11 protein-coding genes are annotated in these 18,907 nt (G+C 59.2%); all 11 read left to right on the top strand.

Translation table 11 applies throughout. The annotated features are described in order from the left end of the window. Positions 1–378 precede the first annotated feature (378 nt). The 11 genes from BAU07_RS26610 (at position 379) to BAU07_RS26560 (ending at position 18,886) form a co-directional block, all read left to right on the top strand. The gene (locus tag BAU07_RS26610) at positions 379–1,683 is read left to right on the top strand and encodes a hypothetical protein (RefSeq protein WP_066665951.1); all 1,305 of its coding nucleotides are present in this window, start codon (positions 379–381) and stop codon (positions 1,681–1,683) included. 160 nt (positions 1,684–1,843) lie between these two features. Continuing rightward, the gene (locus BAU07_RS26605) at positions 1,844–7,906 is read left to right on the top strand and encodes a strawberry notch C-terminal domain-containing protein (protein WP_066665949.1); all 6,063 of its coding nucleotides are present in this window, start codon (positions 1,844–1,846) and stop codon (positions 7,904–7,906) included. Positions 7,907–7,981: 75 nt separating this feature from the next. Beyond that, positions 7,982–8,533, top strand: a complete 552-nt coding sequence (locus tag BAU07_RS26600; RefSeq protein WP_157122587.1) for a type IVB secretion system protein IcmW — start codon at positions 7,982–7,984, stop codon at positions 8,531–8,533. Beyond that, on the top strand, positions 8,523–9,551 hold the full coding sequence (locus tag BAU07_RS26595; RefSeq protein WP_066665946.1) for a hypothetical protein: 1,029 nt from the start codon (positions 8,523–8,525) through the stop codon (positions 9,549–9,551). Before BAU07_RS26600 ends, BAU07_RS26595 begins: the two co-directional genes overlap by 11 nt. A gap of 8 nt (positions 9,552–9,559) precedes the next feature. Beyond that, positions 9,560–10,318 (top strand): hypothetical protein, encoded by a 759-nt coding sequence (locus BAU07_RS26590; RefSeq protein ID WP_066665973.1) that lies wholly within the window; start codon positions 9,560–9,562, stop codon positions 10,316–10,318. Position 10,319: 1 nt separating this feature from the next. Continuing rightward, a complete protein-coding gene (locus BAU07_RS26585; protein WP_066665945.1) occupies positions 10,320–11,468 on the top strand; it encodes a hypothetical protein in 1,149 nt (382 codons plus the stop codon). Then, entirely contained in the window at positions 11,465–12,655 is a 1,191-nt protein-coding gene (locus tag BAU07_RS26580) for a hypothetical protein (protein WP_084026140.1), read from the top strand. The genes BAU07_RS26585 and BAU07_RS26580 overlap by 4 nt, the downstream gene beginning before the upstream one ends. A gap of 29 nt (positions 12,656–12,684) precedes the next feature. Then, complete coding sequence (locus tag BAU07_RS26575) at positions 12,685–13,788, top strand: M23 family metallopeptidase (RefSeq protein ID WP_335617543.1); 1,104 nt, start codon at positions 12,685–12,687, stop codon at positions 13,786–13,788. A gap of 24 nt (positions 13,789–13,812) precedes the next feature. Continuing rightward, positions 13,813–15,219 (top strand): hypothetical protein, encoded by a 1,407-nt coding sequence (locus BAU07_RS26570; RefSeq protein WP_066665944.1) that lies wholly within the window; start codon positions 13,813–13,815, stop codon positions 15,217–15,219. Further along, positions 15,209–15,595 carry a hypothetical protein gene (locus BAU07_RS26565; protein ID WP_066665942.1) on the top strand — a complete coding sequence of 129 codons (387 nt, stop codon included), beginning with the start codon at positions 15,209–15,211 and terminating at the stop codon, positions 15,593–15,595. Before BAU07_RS26570 ends, BAU07_RS26565 begins: the two co-directional genes overlap by 11 nt. 138 nt (positions 15,596–15,733) lie before the next feature. After that, positions 15,734–18,886: an LPD1 domain-containing protein gene (locus BAU07_RS26560; RefSeq protein WP_157122586.1), complete on the top strand. Its 3,153-nt coding sequence runs from the start codon at positions 15,734–15,736 to the stop codon at positions 18,884–18,886. The last annotated feature ends 21 nt before the right edge of the window (positions 18,887–18,907 follow it).

Here is an 18,907-nt window from a genome sequence, read left to right as displayed (position 1 = left end):
CGGTATGCTCCGGGCGGCAGTGAGGGGGCAAGCACCATATGGAGGTTTCGGTGGATAGTCTGCGGGCGATTTTGCGCATGGTAGTCGTTGTTCCGGCAGCGGGCAAGGCTAGGGCATCGTAACAAATTCATTTACCTTGAATCAGTTTAGCATGGATCAAAAAAACTGAACCACAGGAAAACTATCTCAGTGTCAGAAACAGCAAACGACAAAAATCTACCTAAGTGCTTGAAATTAAAAAGAAGAAATTTGGTTTGGACATATTGACGGCAGTGTACAGCAGCCTTATATTTTCGCCACCCAGCCGTAAGGGACAAGGCCTTCGTGCCAGTAGCGATGTACCCCAATTGCACACCCGTCAAAAACAGGAACTTCACCATGTCCAACTTCGATCCCAGCAAGCTGAACTCTCGCACCCCCAAGACCTCCCAGCGCGGCCCCAGGCCGGAGCGTATCTTTATGGTGGTGGACGAATACTCGACGCCCGAATCGGGGTTCCACTACGCCATCGGGCATCGCGCTGGTCATCCCGACCAAAAAATCAAGGTTCGGCTGAACACGGTCGCGGAACGGGTTGCCGACCGTCCGAACTTGAAGGAAGACGCGGTAAAGGCCCAGTACGTCACGGGCGAGAACACCCGGGACAGCATCTCGGACAAGGCCAAGGCCGGCATCAAACTAATCGCATTCGATGACTGCCGTCGTTTGGGAGAGGTTGACGGCGTGACCGAATATCGGGCGCACTGGCCGAAGACCATCGCGACGCAGCCGGATGCGGAAATCCTGACGGGCAAGGCCCATATTCGCTTGCGTGAAGCGTACGAGCGCGCGGATACGCGCTTCAAGGCGCAGGCGTATGTCGAACTGATCAAGGGCAGCGCGACGGCCACGGCCGATAACATCACCGATTTGATGTCCGAGGCGTTGACGATCAAGGACGCCCAGGGCCGCGCCCGTGACCCGTTGATGATCATGCGCGTCACGCACAAGGGCGCCGTCGTCCGCGCGCCCCGTATGTACCCCGCCACGCGTACCACGCAGGTCTTTGACCAAGCGCTGGGCGAGAACAAGGATGTCTCGCGGCCCTGCGACGCTGATCAGACGATCTCCGAATTGATGTCAGGTGTGAAGGGTCGTACCGACCTCGAAACCGCGCAGCGCGATTCGTTCCGCGCCGCCGTGGCAGCGATCAAGGGGGAGCCGGAGCCCGCGTTTTCCTCCACCGACGCGGAGGTCATCAAAGACGTGCGCAATCTGTACTGGGGAGTAAAGGAGGGGCACCTGCAGGTGGAAGTGATATCCGCCGAGAAGATCGACTTCGGCGCGGATTCCCGGAAGACCTATCTGAAGGACAAGGATCTGCCGCAATTGGCGGCCTACACGATCAAGGAGCCGACGGGCGATCAGAGCTTCCGATCCGTCGCGGGCTATACCGATACGGTTATCGGAATCCTTCGACACGAAGATGGCGAGCCTTACGCCGTCTACGCATCGCCCGTGCAGATGTTCCCGAAGGCCTACAAGCTCGCGGATTTGCGTTTGGAATCGGGTGCACCGGCTGCCGAGGCAGAAGCAACGACCGACGCAGACAATACGGCCGAGAGCGATGCGGCCGAGATTCCGCCGATGGCTACGCAAGCAGACGTGGCTCACGAGGATGAAGCGCAAGTGCCCAGCATGTGATTCCTGGTGGTGGGAATGATCAAGGCGACTTGATCAAGTAGGGCAGGAACGGCAGGGCGATATCGCCCTTGCCGTTCCTTTTTGTATGGCTCCTAGGAATTGCGCTTATGCGCCTACATGGTTCAGGCGTGCAATTTCCCCCGACAGCGAACGGGTACAGATGATGGCGACAAAGCAGAAGTGGATTGACCTGGCTGCACATGGCATATTCCTTGGCGACCAGAAGATGGCAGATGGCAAACAGCGCTTGGTCGTGCTCGATATGAACGACATCGGCGACCCGGAAAAGCTGAGGGAAGTGGGGCTGGTGCCATTTGCCGGGTCGCCCCGTTACGACAGAGGAATCTATTACCTGCAGGGCGACGATCAGCGCCTTCGCCCTAAAGCCCTTGCAAGGGCATTTGGCATTGAGTCTTGTTTGCTTGTCGAGGTGGACCGCGAGGAGATCGACAGGGTTTTTCGAGAGAAGACCCTGGAGAAGTTCGGCGCAAATATCCATGCCGTTACCATGCGGTCCAAGCAGCTGGGCTACAACAGATCTGGTCGCTTGGTCTATGAAGGCCCCGCTGGGCGATTTATCGCGGTGAGTGGCAAAAACGCCATCGCCGAAGGATCGCCGCAGGCGACAAGCCTGGGGCAAAGCGCCTTTCTGCGTGCGAGCGATGACGCGGAGCTGCGTGCATGTGCTGAAGGGTTCCTGTGGTATGTGCGAATGGGCGGCAAGACGGCCTGGCCCGATGTGGTGCGCTTTGCGCGCACTGTCTACTCGATATCACAGGAAGAGGCCGAGCCCAGCGACGAGCAACTACATCGGCTGCAAGAGGCGATCGAGGCCGCTGCGTACCAGCATTTCACTCGCATGGCCAAGGCGCCCGACGAGCACGCCTTCAAAACCGCGACGGACTTCTACTATGGGCTGCCGACAGCTCGTATGCGCACCGCGCAAAGCGTTTTCCTACAGCAATACTCCACTCCCTTGCCGATGGGGGTTATTGCTCAGCGGCTGCTGATCGGTTCGGACGCATTACATGGAAAGACGGTGCTTGAGCCTACCGTCGGCAATGGCGGACTTCTAACGTTGATGCCCCAGACGATGAGGCTTTTTGGCAATGAACTCGATGCCACGCGTCTGGGTGCAATAGAAGAATCTGGACGCGTCAATATCCACCTGGGTGACGCCACGCAGATCTCCTTCCAGCGCGTATTTGGTGAGGCCGATGGCTTCGATTACACAATTGCCAATCCGCCGTTTGGCGAGCTGGATTCGCCTCGCGCATTCGATAAATTGCCATCGGTTCGCAGGCAAGATCACTTCATCGCTTTGCGCACGCTAGAAGCACGCAAACGCGGCGGACGATCTGTGCTCATTTTCGGAGCAGATAGTAGTCGGTCGGATGGCACGATAAGAGGCGGCACGAAAAGCTTCCTGAATTACATCTACGACCACTATGAGGTTCCTGGCCTGGTGGAGCTGGACGGGCGGATGTACTCGCGGCAAGGATCTGGCTTCAATGTCCGCATGCTGGTTGTAGGCGCTCGTCGTGCCGCGCCCATTCAGGCGCACGTGCCGGAAAAGCTCACGATACTGACCTCCTACGATGAAGTGTGGCAATGGGGCGAGCGAGTAATTGAAAGCTACGCTATGTCTTCGGTCGATCTGGCAGTCCAAGACAGCGATGAGGTCGTTGTGGTGCCGGACATCTCCGTGGCGCCGACCTTTGACGTTGACGCTGCGGCGCGCGTGTTCCTTGGCGATGCGACGACTGTGGAGAGCCCAGGTACGGATAGCAGCCCGCTGATCGACAGCGCGTCGAAGGAAGTCAGCCGCGAGCCGTACACCGGTGATGAACAAGCCACTGCTACGCGCACGTCAGCAAGAATCGGCGAGGATCATGGTGAAGAAGCGGCCGCATCAGTCCAGGCGCGAATTTATCGTGAATGGATCGAAAACAACGGCAACCCGCCCGCAGGCATGCGCGAGCAGATCCGCATGGATCCGCGTCTTGATGATGGCGAGGCCGATCGCTTGCTGGAGTTCGCCGACGGCTGGGTCAACGCTGAAGCACCAACGGGCGAGCTAACCAGCGGCAACGACTTCAGGAACGAGCCTGATTCACAGGGCAAGCAGCCTGACCCTATCGTCCATGACGCTGAGCCTCATGACGCGAGCGTTGCATTGTCCGCGCCGCAAGATACTTTTGTACATCCTGACGGCGCGGACCGAGATCCGTGGCAAATGTCCCGCGCAGAATGGGAGCAAGCCTTGGCGCAAGCCGACGGCGCGCGCGCAATCCGTCTTCGGGGTGACGTGACTACATGGGCGCAGGAAAAGCTGGATCTGCATGAGGGTGGCAAGGCTCCGTTGTCGGAGCAGGAACTGGCCGAGGTGATGGACAGGCTCAATACGCCGGTCACCCATCGCGACGTGGTAGAGCAGGCGCTGGCCGCTGGCAAAGAAGTGCCCGCGTCGGTGCTGTCCGATTATCCGGACATGCAAGTGGCCGACGAGCGGCGCGTGAATGAATTCCAGGCTCCCTATCAAGCTGCATCGCGGGTGGGCGAACCCAGCACAATGATTCCGATCAACATGGCCGGTGCCACCTATGCGGCGTTGAACGCATTGGAGGCACGGGTGGGGTCGGTGGACGAGTATGTAGCGACGAAACTTCGATACCCATTGGATGAGCTCGGCTCCTACTTCAGCCCTGAGCAGGTCGATGCGCTCGCGCTTGGTATCAATGCCGTGGAGAAGGGCCGTGGAATTATCAACGCGGATATGACCGGTGTGGGCAAGGGAAGGTATGTCGCTGGACTATTGCGCTATGCGAAGCTGCACGGCAAGAAGCCAATCTTTCTGACCATAACCCCGGAGCTGTTCACCGATATCTTCCGTGACATCAACGACATCGGTAGCGGCGAGCTGTTTAAAAAGCTCTTTATCTTCAACGATGGCGTGAACGTCAAAAAGTTCGGAACCGAGTCGGAAGTGCTTTACCGCGCGACCACGCCTGCCGAACGTGAGACCGCGTTGAAGACTGGCATGCTTGAACCGGATGTGGACTTGGTGCTCGGCACCTATTCGCAGTTCATGCGTGCTTACGCAAAAAATCGAAAGGCGCAACTGCTGACCGAGATCGCAGCCAATGACGGCATGCTTGTGCTTGATGAGTCCCATGTTGCTGCTGGCTCATCGAATCTCGGCGCGACGGTACAGCAAGCAGTGGCGAACAGCACTGCGACAATGTATGCCTCCGCAACGCCGCTGAAAGGGGTCGAGAACTTCGGGCTCTACTGCAAGGTGTTCCCTGCTTCCGTCGATCTCAAGTCGCTGCCCGAGACGTTGCGCACGGGCGGTGAGGCGCTTCAAGAGGCCATCAGCGCAAACATGGCCAGGGATGGTGTGCTCATCCGGCGCGAGCTCGACTTCTCTGACCTTGTGTTCCATACGCGGCTTCCTGCGCCCGAGCGAGAGGCCAGGAACCGTCAGCTTGCCGATGAACTGGCGGAGATTGTGTCCGGTTTGGCCTATCTGGCTGGAGACGTGGCGCGAGAAGTTGCTGTGCTCAACAGGGGCTATAAGAAGGAGTGGGAGTCGATCCCGGAACAAGACCGAAAGGGCGCGCGGTTGCAGGCCTCGTCAATGAACTTCGGTTCCCGTCTGTACAACCTCAATCGACAGTTTCTTCTTGCCATAAAGATTGAAGAGGCGGTTCAGACAGCACTTGAAGATCTCGCCAACGGCAGAAAGCCGGTGATTGCGGTAGAAAACACCGGCGAGTCGTTGCTGCGCCAGGTGCTCTCTCGTCGTCTTGGGATCGATCACCTTGAAGCAGAGCTCGCTGATCTGGACGAACGCAGTGGTTCATTGACTGCGGAGGAATTGGCTCGACGCGATGAGCTCGTTGCGTCGATCAATGACTCGCTGCGTACTGCCACACTGGATAGCCCGCCGCAATACCGCGAACTACTGGAGATCATGCTAGACCGTGTTGCGATCATAAAGATTCAAGGTCGATATGGTGACGTGCAGCGCGAAAAGGCGAGCAGCGAAGAGTATGGGGAAGCGGAAGAGGCGCTGCGCGAGCGAATCCGGGCATTTCCAGACCTGAGTCTCACCCCTATTGACGTCATCAAGAAGGAGCTCACCCAGCGCGGGTTCCCGGTGGCCGAGGTGTCCGGGCGCAAGGCTTCGCTTGTGCCTCAAGAGGCCGACGCAGATCGCTGGAGCGTGCAGTTTCATGGCAAGAGCGATGCCGTGGCAAATGTCGCTGGGTTCCAGAATGGACGCTACGAGGCCATCATCATCACCCGTTCCGGTTCGACGGGTATTTCGCTGCATGCGACCGATAGGTTTGACGACTCCGATATCCGGCAACGCAATTTCATCGTCGCGCAGAAAGCCGCCAATATTGCCGAATTTCTCCAGTGGATGGGAAGGGTGAATCGCAAGGGCCAGGTCGTTGCGCCGCGCATCACGAGCCTAGAATCAGGTCTGCCCGCAGAACTGCGGGCGACGATGATGCACAACGCGAAGCTGCGCAGGCTGTCGGCGAATACGACGAGCAATCGCCAAAACGCCAATCTAGAAGGCGAAGACTTCGACTTGTTGAACGATGTAGGCGACCGGGTTGCTCTTGAATGGCTGCTGGAGAATCCGGACGTGGCTCATAGCCTGGACATCGACTTGCCTGGCGATGACGACGATGACGTGCGCCGCTTCAACCAGGAGTGCGAGTACATCAACAAGCTTATGGGCCGGCTCATGATGGTCAGCGTATCGCGACAAGAGGAAATCTTGCGCGAGATATCGCTGCGCTTTGCCGACAAGCTCGAAGAGTTGACCCAACGTGGCATCAACCCGTTTAAGGTGGACGTTTTCGACTGGGGCGCCCGGGTGGTGCGCGAAGAAGAGCTCCAGAGCGGCGTTATCCGTTCATCGGGCAGCACCTTCGATCAGCCAGTGAAGCTGGTCACCTTGAAGTACGAACAGGAGGTCAAGCCCATTCGGGCAGATCAGCTCAAGAAGTTGATATCGATCGGAAACGAGCTTTACGCGGAGGCGATTGGTGCCGACGGCGCGGGGTTGCACACGCTGCGCGACCAACTGGTTGGATCGCGGGATGGTTGGGTGCGCAAGCAGCTGCCGGCGAAGATGCGGGAAAGTGAGGCGCCATTGGCCTCCATCCTGGCGAGCCAGGAAGCGGCGGCGGCGAAAAGCGCGGCGGAGCGGGTGGACTGGCTGATTGCTAATCTGTCGTCATTCCGCCCAGGAGTGCCCGTCGTGCACGAGGATACCTTCCAAGGGGAGCGAACCGGCATCATCACGTCGGTGCATTTTCCCAATGGACGTGAAGAGTTGTTCTTGCTCTCCAAGTACCGTGCAAAAGTAGCTTTTCCCGGGGAAGACAAAGTACGCGAGCTTACGTTGGCTACGGTGCGGAACCAGGATCAGGATCTACGTCGCGGTGCATGGCAACGGTTGGACCCCGATAACTTTGCCAATGCGCCGGACCACATCAAGCGTAGCGTCTCACGGCTACTGGACGCCTATAACCAGGCGCCTGACGGCGTGGTGGATCGGACCCAATATGTTCTTCGAGGCAATATTTTCCGCGCTTGCGAGCTCGCCAACGAGCAACGCTTGGGCTCGGCCGTGCTCTTTACGGATGCGGAAGGAAACCGGCAGCGGGCAGTGCTGTTGAAGGACCGCATTACGCCCGACATGGTGAAAGCGCTGCCCATCGGATTGGATGCGGCCGACATGATCGACTACATCGACGCGTTCTTGGACCCGAACCAGCCCGCTTATGCCGAGCGAACGCGGTCAGGCGCCTTTCGGTTCTATGACGCGGGCGTGAAGGACATGAAAAAAGGGGATGGCATCATGTTCGAGGTGCTCAACAACGGCCGAAGCTTCCGGTTCGTCATCCCCGGCACCCGGTCGCGGGCGGGCAGTTTGATGAGCGACGGGACAATATTCGATCTGGGCGAAAAGTCCGCTGTGCACAGTATGCGTCTGAAGCTGGCTGGCACGCGCGCATATATGAGCGTCGATGTGCCTCGGGAGGATATGCCAGAACTGCTCAAACGGTTGCAGGTCAACCGGCATGTCGGGAAGTTCTATTTGCCGACACCGGACCACGCGGTGCTCCAAGCTTTGAAGGCGAAATTTGAGCAACAATTAGCGGCCTCGCTTGAGAAAGAAGTCGATTTTGCACCTTAGAAGCATGTCATAATGTTGCCGACGACATTTTTTTGATAGAGAATCAAAAAGTCCGGTCCAAAACGGTGTTTTCGGATGGCTGCAATTAAAATGGCGCAACAAGATGAAGCCGTCTGGGACGGCGCGGCTATCCGCGAGTTGGATCTCGATAGCCAGTCGGTGCTGTCGCACTTCGTGGCAGGCGCGAGCGGCGGTGACGCGGCCCGAACGCTCAACTTTCTTCTCGGCCTTGACGGCGTGGATCGCTGGGCTGTGGACTACCGCGAGCATACGCTGTCGAGCGAGGACAGCATGCTCCTGCGGGCTTTCATTGGGAACCTTCAGCACGTGATGCAAGAGCACGCCGCCGTGCTGGACCATCTAGTGGATCCGCTTGTTACGTTGCTCGCAGGGCTGACCACCTCTCGTTGCATGCTGATTTTGCGGTATCTGGCCCAGAAAAATGACCGTTTCATCGAGCAGTTGGCGAGCACCCTTGAATCCACCAGCCGAGATGACGTGATGGTATCCACCGTGCGTCACAGGCTCGTTGTGTTCGAACGTGCGCAAATGCTTGGGCGCATTTTTTCCGGCGCCAGGCTGCTTCGGATTATGCAGATTATGGGGAGCTACCGTGATGTCGTGTGATTTCCGCTTGGGTGCGGCTGCCTCGGCGGTGCGCGCGAGTGTGGTTGTGCTGTTGTTGGGCGGCATGCCTGCGGCGCATGCAGCTCTTGGCTCTAGCAACCTGCTTTCTCAGCAGACTTCAGTCGTCGCCGACAGCATCAAGAAGGAGGCCGAGCTTTGCGCGACCGGCAACACGCCCGGGACTATTGGCAACGCCATCCAGAATGCGCTGAAGATCCATACGGAGTTGGCCTCGGCCATGCCGAACACGGAGGCGCTTTTCTCGCCATCGGGTGACTGCTTTTCGAGCCTACTGGGAACATGGGATCTGTCTTTTGCGATTCCCAGCCTTTCTTCCGTCCGGGATGCGGTTGCAAATGCACTGGTGAAATTCGCCAAGAAGAAAGTTTGCTCGGCGGTGGACCAGGCCAGGATGATGACCACATCGTCTATCAATCAGGCGATCTATGGTCTGTCTTCGGGCACCGGGATGGGTGGAATCGGTGATCTGAATGGTCTTAGCAATGGCCTGATGTCCGGAGCGCTTGCGACCATCGACCCCAATTTGGGCTCGCAATACTCCAAGCCTCCTGCGCAGACGGACTACGACGTGAACCTCAACCCGTTCAGCGGCACGCCGCTTGATTTCGGTGGCAGCGGTTCGAGCGGTTCGAGTGGGTCGCCTGGTGCCGGTCTTGACTCGTCGGGAGCACTGGGCCAAATCAGCACGGGCAACAGCCAGATCAACAACGTCAACAGCCAGCTTGCGAATCTCCAGGCGCAGGTAGGCCCCGCGCAACAGGCCGTCTCGCAGGCGCAGTCACGCTTGTCGAGTTGTCTGTCGCAGACCTACAACAATTGCTCAAACTACCAGTCGGCGCTGCAAAATGCGCAGGCTCAACTCAATGGGCTGAACAGCTCCATAGGCGCGCTGAAAGGCCAACTATCTGGGTACTCCGCATCATCTGTGCCCTCAGCTTCCCCTGCGTCGAGCACCGGATCATCCGTGATTGACCGTCTTGGTTCCTTATTCAACTGATGATGGCGATGAATTACAAACGACTCGCCATCGCGCTTATGTTGGGATGGCTTGCAGCTTCGCCGGCAAGTGCCGCTGCTCTCTCCTGGGAGTCCGTGGTCACGTTTGTGAACACCTTGCGAGGCGAGGCCTCGTCCTGGTCGGTCACAACACAGCAGACGGCAGTGTCAGCGCAGCAACAGAACGATAGCCGCGTGCGATCGGAAAGCTTGCTTGCGTCGGCGATCGGCGCTATCGAGATGTCAGAGCGAGTGGGTAATGCCGTTGTGTCGGTGGACCCAGCGGTGGGACAACCGAGCACGCTGCTGTGCGAGGCACAGACGGAGGGCGCATTGCGCGTAGAGGCTTTGGGACAGCGAGATCGTGATGCGACCAGGCTTATGCAAAGCTTTTCAAGCTCACGGGTAAGCTCGCAGGCGAAGGCGGATGCGGCCATCATCGCGCAGCGAAAGAACACCTACTGCACGGTGTCGGAGGCCAGGAGTGGTGCATGCGACCTCGTGCCGAATGCCATGCAAGGTTGGGATAGCAATTACGCTGGTGCCTTCTCGCAATCAACGCTGTCCCCTGAAGGGGAGCTCGCAGGCTATGCCTACACTGCAATGCTGACGGATGTCCGCGCAAGTGCGGCTGTGGATTGTTCAAGTGCTGCCTGCCAAGGTGCTGCCGCGAATCAGATGCGGTTGGCAGCAATGAGTTCGCTCGCTGCAAATTCGCTTGTCGGTCAGGTGACCGACCGGCGCGTTCCCGTGTTGACAGGACAGTAAGATGATGATTCGCAAAGCGTCCCGGTGGATCCTGATATGCGCCCTGTGTACGTCGGCCCAAGGTGCTCACGCGGCTATATACGGCGGTGGTCCTGCCGAAACCTGGACGATCCAGGAGATCGCCAAGGAAACTTCGGAAGTATCTGGAAATATTGCCTCGTTCGGGGCATCGTTTGCCACTCAGATGCAGAACAAGTTCGAGCAGATCATTTCCGCGATCTCGGTTGCGACCTCTCAGGAGGCGTTGTCGGCCAGCGTGGTGGCCGACGGCACTCGTGAAGCTGCACGGCAGTTGGTGAATGCGGTTCGCGCTCAACGGTTGAGCGACCAAACCGCTAAGGCCTATCTGGCTTTCAATCCAGCGACCGGCCAGGGCTACGATCCCTGCGGAACGATGGCAAAGAACAAGACGCTTGTTCAAGCGTTCTCAGGCGCAGCGGATGCCGCCAAAGCGAAGCTTGCTTCGCTGGATGTCGCGCCTGGTCGGGTCTTTTCCTCAGGGTCCGGGGTATCGCCAGCGGTCGCCAGGCTGGCAGATCACCAGAAGAATTTTTGCACTCCCGACGAGGCGAAGGCCGGATTGTGCTCAGTGAGCGAACTTCCAGGAGGCGATCTCAATGCAGCCTTATTGTTCGAGCCAGCCTCGCCCGACACGCTGAAGGCAAAGGCCAGGCAGGCGTACATTCAGAACGTGGTCGGAGAGCCTATTGCCATACCGGAGACGGTGAAAAAAGCGGGTGATGTGGCCAAAGAGCCGTTGACCGTAGCAGTGGCTCGGGAATCGGCCATGAAATCGATCCCGGCTTATAGCCTAGCCATGATCGATGCGGCCAACACGCAGAGCCCGGAATATGGTGGGAAGTCTCCCAACGAAGTTCTGGCCTTGCGCGTGAACCAATACTTTGGTGGCAGTGAAGCGAAGGAATGGTCCGGCTCCATGGCGCGGCAAAGTACGCGAGGCCTGTTGGTGGAGCATGCGAAGATGGCAGGGCTCCAGGCCTGGGTGCGTCAGCGGCAGTATGAACAGGGTGAACGAATCGAGGCTAACTTGGCGGCGTTGTTGGTCCTTGCCGCTGATCGCAGCGCGCAGGATCCGGTGGCCGAGCATGAGCTTGCTCGCAAGGGCGCAGTGCGCGGCGAGGTGAAATGATGGCAATCCGGGTGACGCCGAAACTCGTAGCCGTCGCGAAATGCACGCGGCTCGGGATTTTGATCGCTATCGGAATCGGGGCATCCACGATAGCGCGGGCCGCAGTCTGCCCTCCGCAGTACGAAAATAGCTGGGTTGAACCGCAGTTCGCCAACGCAACACAAGTGCTCAATGCAGCCTTGCAATCTGTGGATTCGTCTCTCTCGGCGCAGTTGCAATTTCAAAGCGAACGCTTGACTTCTGCGGTGGCCGTTCTTACGAAGCAAAAGGCGTTAGCGGCGAGCCAGTTGGCCGACGTGAATCGGACGACGGCACAGCAGGTTGCGACCGGACTCGGCGTCATCGCGCAGACCGAACGCGTGAAGGCGGCGCGATTTGATTATGGTGGGGAGTTCGGTCAAGGATTCTCGCCGTGTGAGGTCTATGCGACGCGTTCCGTCATGGCCAGTCGCGATGCGGATATGGCAGGGCAGCTCAATTCACGCATTCAGTCTGAAGTGATGGCGGCACCGGGTCGCTATGCCTCGCGAGTGGAAGCGGCGGCGCAGCTCTTCAAGGACAATCAAGCGTCCTGCACGGCGGATATGGTCAAAGCCGGGCTGTGTACATCGATTGGGGCTACGCCCGGGGCCAGCATGTCACTGGCAACCCTGTTCGACACCGCTGATGAGGGAGACGCAACATATCAAGCGAAGAACGCTTTCATCAACAACATCGTAGGTTTGCCGGATCCTCCCCTTGATACGTTGAAGGGTCCAGCGCAAGAGGCCTACATGCTTGCAAAAGCGCGAAAAGACGCGGTGTTGTCGCCTGCGGTGGCGTCCTTCAAGTCGATTCAGCTTGAGCATTCCGGCGTTGAAGGTGATGAGACGGGGAAAGGCGTGCCGCTGTCGCAGATGTTCCGTGATGAAGTCGCCCGCTATGCTGGTGGGTCTGACGCCAATGAGGCCTGGTCGCGTGTGATGGCCGCTCAAAATGAGCGCGGCGCGCTGATAGAGAACCTGAAAATCAAGGCGCTTGACTTGGCCATACAAGCGCGCCAGTTGCGCCAGTATGAGCGCATCGAGGCCAATCTGGCCGCGCTCCTGGCTGCCGAGGCTCAGTCCAATAGCGCGGTCGGCGCAGCACGGGTCCAGGCCGACGCTACCCAGGCAGCGAAAGATGCTGCACGGCGGGGGATCAAGTGATGCGCTTGAGGACTGCGGCGACGGTTCTTGTGACATTCCTGGCCTTGGTGACAAGCCAAGCGCAAGCGCAGTCCACCTGCATGATTCCGCCGACGCAGAAGGAGGTAGTTTCGGGTCGATTCGGTAAGTTTCGCCCGGGTGGGGCCGGCAATCATGGTTCGGCCGTCCAGACCCCGCACATCCACAGCGGGTTGGATTTCTCGACCAGCGGGCAATCGCAGCCGCTGTATGCGACCACCGATGGGGTAGTGACGGTTGCGAGTTTTAGCCAGTCCGCAGGCAACATGGTTTTTATCAAGCGCGATAATGGCGATGTGGTGAGCTATTTCCATTTGGCGGGGTTTGCCGACGGCATCAAGCCAGGAGCGAAGATCAGGGCCGGTCAGCAAATCGGCATCTCGGGCAACACGCCCGCCACGAGCATGGCAAAGCATCTGCACTTCGAGTACGGCACCGCCCAGCGCGACGAAGCTCGCGCGAAGGCGTTCAGTGAGAAAGCGCAGCTCGGCCCATTCGATCCGGCGCAGTTGCCGTCCGTTGTGAACCAGGCCTCCGGCTTGGGGTGGCGCACGGATCCTGCCCCGTACTTCTGCGCGACCTTTCCGATCGAAGACGGTCATCCGGAGCAGTACCCCATTCTGGGCCGCGATACAAAGGCGCAGCACGACATCCTCTTCGGCGATGTGCCGGATGGTGGCGTAGCGCCAAATGCGCAGTTTGACGATGTTGCCGTTGCAGCGGCCAACATGGATGCGAAAGCGGCGCAAGCGGCAGGACAGTCGCCTGCGACGCGGCTTTCCGATAGTGACGGCTATGGAGCGCTGCCGCAGCCGCCTTTGGGCGAGTATGACGCTATGAGCCCATTTGAGATGTTGCAGACTGAAGGTATGCGTCGCTTTGCATCGGCGCAGTGGAACACGAACCTTACACAGGTATCGAGTCGTGCGCTCTGGGTGGATTACAACCTGGCCGAGGGCGTCTCCACGCGGTTGGATGCGGAAATCCTCCGCAAGAAGGAGCGAATCAATGCACTGCTCGCTGCACTAACCGCCGCGCGGTCGAATCGGCTGTCTGCGGAGGCGCAGCGCAATGCGGATGTCGCGGGGCGTGAAGAAGTCAATCAGATTAAGTGAACAGTATTGATAAGGAAATTGAAGATGGCACCGGACCACGATGATGACGGCAACGAGTTGAAGCCCGGCTCCATGCCGGATTTCATCCCCAAAGATGCGCCCGAGATGAAGCCACGTGAAGCGCAGGGGGAAGCCGATACGAAGGATCCCGGCTCGACGCGCCGCGCCGAGCCGGTCACCCGCGAGACATTGGCCGACGGCACTAGCGTGGAGACCTGGTACGCGGGAGAGCATATCCATCGGGATGGCGCCCCTGCCTTGATCAAGGTATTCCCGGACGGCACCCGTGAGGAACAGTGGTTCCAGAATGGAAAGCTGCATCGTGAGAATGGGCCCGCCGTGACACGTGCTGATGGTACGCAGGAACGGTGGATAAACGGTGAACGCAGAATCGAGTTGGAGGATGTTGTTCTGCCTGAGAAGGCCCGTGCCACGTCCACAGCTGATGCGCGGGCCTCCACCCCTACGGCGCCTGGCGACAATGCACCGGATGACGGCCAAGCTCTGCCTGAAGGGGTTGTGGACCCGGAGCTCATCAAGGCGCTGCTTGCCGCAGCGCAAGCAGCGGCGCCACAGCAGCCGCAGTCCCACCCGTCGCCAGGCGCGGGCATGTCGGGGGTGGCCGCGAGCAGTGCGCCGACGGCGGCAGGGGAAGGCGCGCAAGCAGCGCAATCTGGGTTGCGGAACCTCGCTGAAGGGGGGCTGGGGTTGGTTGGAGGCGTGGCGGCGCTGGCAGGGGCCGTGGGGCGCGGCATCGGCAACGCAGCGCGTGGCATCGCCTCGGATGTCGAGGCGCGGCGTCAGGCGCGCTTGGGTGCAACTGAGGGTACTCCGCGCGTTGCGCCTGGAATTTCGGTGCTGCCCAAGATCTCGCAGTACCGCGTGGAGCAGGCCGAGAAAATGGCCAATGCCTACGAGAGCTCGCTGACGAAGTTCTGGTCCAGCGGCAAGCTGCCTGATGTCCGCCGTGCGATCGAAGAGCACGCAAGCCAGACCGGCGCCAATGTGGCCGACGTGATGGCGAAGATGGTTCCGGGTGGTGAGTTGGAAGGTCTTCGCACGCAGTTTATTGAGGCAGTGGGCGAAAGCCAGGATGCCCAAGAGAGCAAGAAGGGGATGGATCGGGCCCTGGAGAGCTGGATACGTCAATATGGGCGAGGCAGCGAGGAACTGCTAAACCTGGAGACGGGCCAGAACCCTGATTATGACGATATGCGTATGCGCTTTGAGGGGACACGCGAGAAGATGGAAGGGCTTGTTACCCAAAGCCCAGTCTTTGCGGGCGAACAGAAATCCCATGCAGAGCGGTTCCGTGAAGCCATAGAGCGGATTGCGCTCAAGATCAGGGAAATGCTCGAAGGGGTGGCTGAATTCCTTCGGGGCCGCAATGCTGAGCCCGAGCAGGATCGGGGGGCTGACTATGAGCCTTGAGCTGGAATTGGTAGCCGATGTTCGGCAAGCGCTCAGGAGCATCGAGCGCATCGTCCTTGAATGCGCGTTTGATTCTGCTGACGATGACTGGTCTGAGGTCGAGCGCACATTTGATTGCGGCGAGGCCTATGTGTCGTTCTCGTTATGCACTGACCCTGGTGACATTCGCCCCAGCGTCCGGATCGAGCTCGGTGTGCAGGATGAGTCTAGCCGTCATCCGACAGCTGGTTTCAAGGCACAGTGGAACCGCGAAGAGGGCACGTTCGGTCAGGTGCAGTCCATCTTGATTGATGGAAAGCAATGCGGAGCGCAGCGGTTTTTACGGCGTCTTGAAGGCACCCTGGCCCTGGCCGGAGTGTCCGTACTGTGTGATTGACAGCGTGTAGTGGTGTGACCAGGTGAGGGGGGAATAGTCGTGGCAACGGTGAGGTGGTTTGATCTTTCACGGTTTGGCGCAAAGCTTAGGGTTTTGCCGAAATCGCCGTTGCGCGGCGCATCCCTTACATGTCTGGACGTGTTCGACCAAGAGGCCTTTACTGCCCACTGGAAGTGGGATCGGACCCAGGCACACCGCGCCGCGTTGCAGGAAGCATGGTTGAACACGTGCGAGCGGCTGGGGTTTGGCGATAAGTCGCTGGTGGTGTACGAGCCCTCGCCTGACGGTGGCGCAGTGCGCGCGACGCGCTTTATGTCTGCCCGTTCGCAGTTCACCCTGAGAGATATCCAGGCCTTAGTGCCAGGCGTGGATGCGGGTGATCTGAAGGAAATGGATGTCGAGGACATTGCGCTACGGACGGCGCCTGTGCCCGACATGCCGCAGATCTGGCACGCCTTCGTGCGCGACGTGCTTGCGATAGAGGCTGTCGGCGTGTGGACGCCGAAGATCAATCCCTTCAACCGTCCGTGGGACGAGGCGCAGTCTATCGAAGAGTTCTGGAAGGCACAGCGAGCCAGTGAGCGAGCCAATCCGCTCATTACCCGGCGTGGCTTGGGCAACGCGTCACAAGTGCGCCACGCGCTGAATGCTGCGGGCTACCGCACCAACGCGCTGGTGCCTTTCTATGTGGATGAGTCCACGGCGCTGGCAGACGGCTGGCGTCCTGGGGAGATAGAGAAGGTCGATCTTCCCTATGCTCTGCCGCTCTGGGTATCGGACAAAGGACAGATACAGGCCCTCCAAGATGTGCGATATGTGCACGAGCTCATGGACGCTGACCCTGCCCACTATCTTGGTGTGGTCAAGAATGGCGTAATTGCCGGGGCGCTACGCGAAGCGCACGCTATCGGGCAAATCGTGAAGCGCAACATGGCGCAGTGGAGGGCGTGGGCAGCGAACCCCGCTTCGCTTGAGTTGCCGGATTTTCTATGGGGATCTATTACTGAAGTCGCAGGAGCGCACGCGGAGCTTTGCGAAAAGTACCCCACGGTTGTGACATCCGGATTGTCCGATCTCTCCGACGGGATGGAGCACGAGCGTCGCGGCACCTTCCGTGCCAAGCCCTTGATCGAGATGGAGTCAGGCGCCATGTATTGGCTGTCGCGCCTGTGCGCCCGTTATGCGAGCTTGCGCGATGATGAAGTCACAGCCCTGCAGGCCGATCTCAACAAGGCGCTTGCGCGCGGCCACGAACTCATGGGTGAGCATGCGCAGGCCTTGGCGCGCGAAGAGCTCGCGGCGGTGTCGAATGTCGTACGCGGAGCTGCGAGTGGCTTTACGGCCAGCTCGGAGAATAGTACGTCCGTGTCGGATGGCCAGGTGGTTAACCCATCCAAAGAGAAGAAGGTCCGTCATGAAGATGCGGGCGAAAAGATTGGTGGAGCAAGAAAGGATTTCGCCAAACGTGCGATGGTCGCCGACGACTTGGAGGTGATGAACGAGGCAGAACGCGATTTGTATGTGGTCAAGAAAAATATCTGGGCTCCATTGGACTATGCGGCGATGCGCGCTGATGGCGTCCAGGCCGAGGCAGCGCTTGGAATAAAGGTCGTCAAAGACAAACTGTTGCCCGCGCCTACCCGTAGGGGCTCGACTTTTTACGCGACTCCCTCGGATAACAGCGAGGCGGACGCCCTTTACATCAAAGCCATATCCATCGTGCGTGACCGTATGGCGACGGTGAAGACGTTGGACGACTTCAACGCTGCCTGCAAAGAGCTATTCGTCATCGGAAACCGAGACCACGAGGGCAATCCCACAAATACTATCTTCGGCAGGCCGATACAGGTGCAATGGGGATCAAAGGCCTGTGACGTGTTCTACAGCGGCAGCAATGGGCGCACTCCCTCTCAGGTGTATCGCGAGATTCGGCGCAAGATCGAGATCTGGAACCGAGAACCGACGGAAGATGAGAAGTGGCGGTCGATGATCAAGCCGAAGGCCGAGAAAACCCAAGAGAAGCGCGACGAGGAGAAGGCCAAGGCGGAGGTGGACCGAGAGCTGCATCGGCCGCACCTGGATCGGGTGGAGCGATCTGGCCAGGACTGGCGGGGTGGTCGCGATATCCAGGCAGACGATCTGCTGGAGCATTTCGGTTTTCGGGGCGTGGAGTTTGGGAACTGGCTGCCTCAGGATGAGCGGCAACAGGTGCTCAATATGGCGTTTGACGCCCTTTGCGACCTGGCCGCAGCGCTGAAGGTGCCGCCCAAGGGGTTGTCCTTGGGGGGCAACTTGGGGGTGGCGTTCGGCTCGCGAGGAAGCGGCGGAAGGAACGCCGCGCTCGCGCACTATGAGCCGGCAAGGCGGGTTATCAATCTGACCCGGATGAATGGCGCTGGTTTTCTTGCTCACGAGTGGATGCACGCGTTGGATCACCACCTCGGGGGCGAACGCGGATACCTAAGCGAAGCGGTCGTAGGCACGGGGACCGTGATGGCAAATCTATCCGGACGGATGCATAGGCGCCTGGCCCAGGCGCATGAGATCCTGGAGCGGACCGAGGCCAATGCCAAAAAGGGCCTGGAATACACCCGTAGTTGGCTCTACGGTCAGCCGCAGGAGGTGCGGGACAGGCTTTTCGACGTTTTGCAGGCCGAGTATGAGAACGCGGAGGCTGCGCTCTACGACGAGGCGCGCCGGCATATTGAGGCCGCACGCTCGCGGCCGGATTTCGCGCAAGACGGCTTTCGCGACGACGGCGCGGTAAATTTCTCGCGACAGTTTGACTTCGCCGACAAGGTGTACCAGACGCTGCGTGCCCATTGCACGTCGAAGTCGGCACTCACCAAGGTGAAGGGCAAGATCGAGGGCAACCTGCAGTTCATGATGACTAATCTGGCGAAGGTTGTGTCGGTGAAAGCGGCCAAAGATCTGGGGGTGGAGTTGCCTGCGGCGTTCCGTGGCCGATCTAACTGCTTGCCTTCGGAGTTTGTGAAGGAGGCCGAAAAGCTCGACAAGACCCGATCAAGCCCATACTGGGCGACGACGCGAGAGCTGTTCGCGCGCGCGGGCGCCGCCTACGTGATCGATAAGATAACCGAGGCAGGCGGGCGTAGCGATTACCTGGTGTTCGGTTCCGATGAGGCGCGCTACGCCGAGCACCCCGTGGGCAATCCGAATCCTACGGGCGAGGACAGACGGGATCTTGCTGCATTCTTTGATGCGCTCATGGCCGAATACCGGCTTGCTTGCTTGAAGGAAGCTGAGCAAGAAGCCGTGCTTGAGCCGTAACTCATACCAATGAAGGAAAAT

This window comes from Bordetella flabilis, assembly GCF_001676725.1.
GTDB lineage: Bacteria > Pseudomonadota > Gammaproteobacteria > Burkholderiales > Burkholderiaceae_B > Bordetella_C > Bordetella_C flabilis.
This window is presented reverse-complemented; position numbering and strand designations above follow the sequence as displayed.

What these genes read in the sequence shown, in the direction of transcription:
- BAU07_RS26580 (WP_084026140.1), top strand. Translation starts at nt 11,465, where the DNA reads ATGATGGCAATCCGGGTGACGCCGAAACTCGTAGCCGTCGCGAAATGC.
- BAU07_RS26595 (WP_066665946.1), top strand. Translation starts at nt 8,523, where the DNA reads ATGTCGTGTGATTTCCGCTTGGGTGCGGCTGCCTCGGCGGTGCGCGCG.
- BAU07_RS26570 (WP_066665944.1), top strand. Translation starts at nt 13,813, where the DNA reads ATGGCACCGGACCACGATGATGACGGCAACGAGTTGAAGCCCGGCTCC.
- BAU07_RS26585 (WP_066665945.1), top strand. Translation starts at nt 10,320, where the DNA reads ATGATGATTCGCAAAGCGTCCCGGTGGATCCTGATATGCGCCCTGTGT.
- BAU07_RS26590 (WP_066665973.1), top strand. Translation starts at nt 9,560, where the DNA reads ATGAATTACAAACGACTCGCCATCGCGCTTATGTTGGGATGGCTTGCA.
- BAU07_RS26600 (WP_157122587.1), top strand. Translation starts at nt 7,982, where the DNA reads ATGGCTGCAATTAAAATGGCGCAACAAGATGAAGCCGTCTGGGACGGC.
- BAU07_RS26605 (WP_066665949.1), top strand. Translation starts at nt 1,844, where the DNA reads ATGATGGCGACAAAGCAGAAGTGGATTGACCTGGCTGCACATGGCATA.
- BAU07_RS26565 (WP_066665942.1), top strand. Translation starts at nt 15,209, where the DNA reads ATGAGCCTTGAGCTGGAATTGGTAGCCGATGTTCGGCAAGCGCTCAGG.
- BAU07_RS26610 (WP_066665951.1), top strand. Translation starts at nt 379, where the DNA reads ATGTCCAACTTCGATCCCAGCAAGCTGAACTCTCGCACCCCCAAGACC.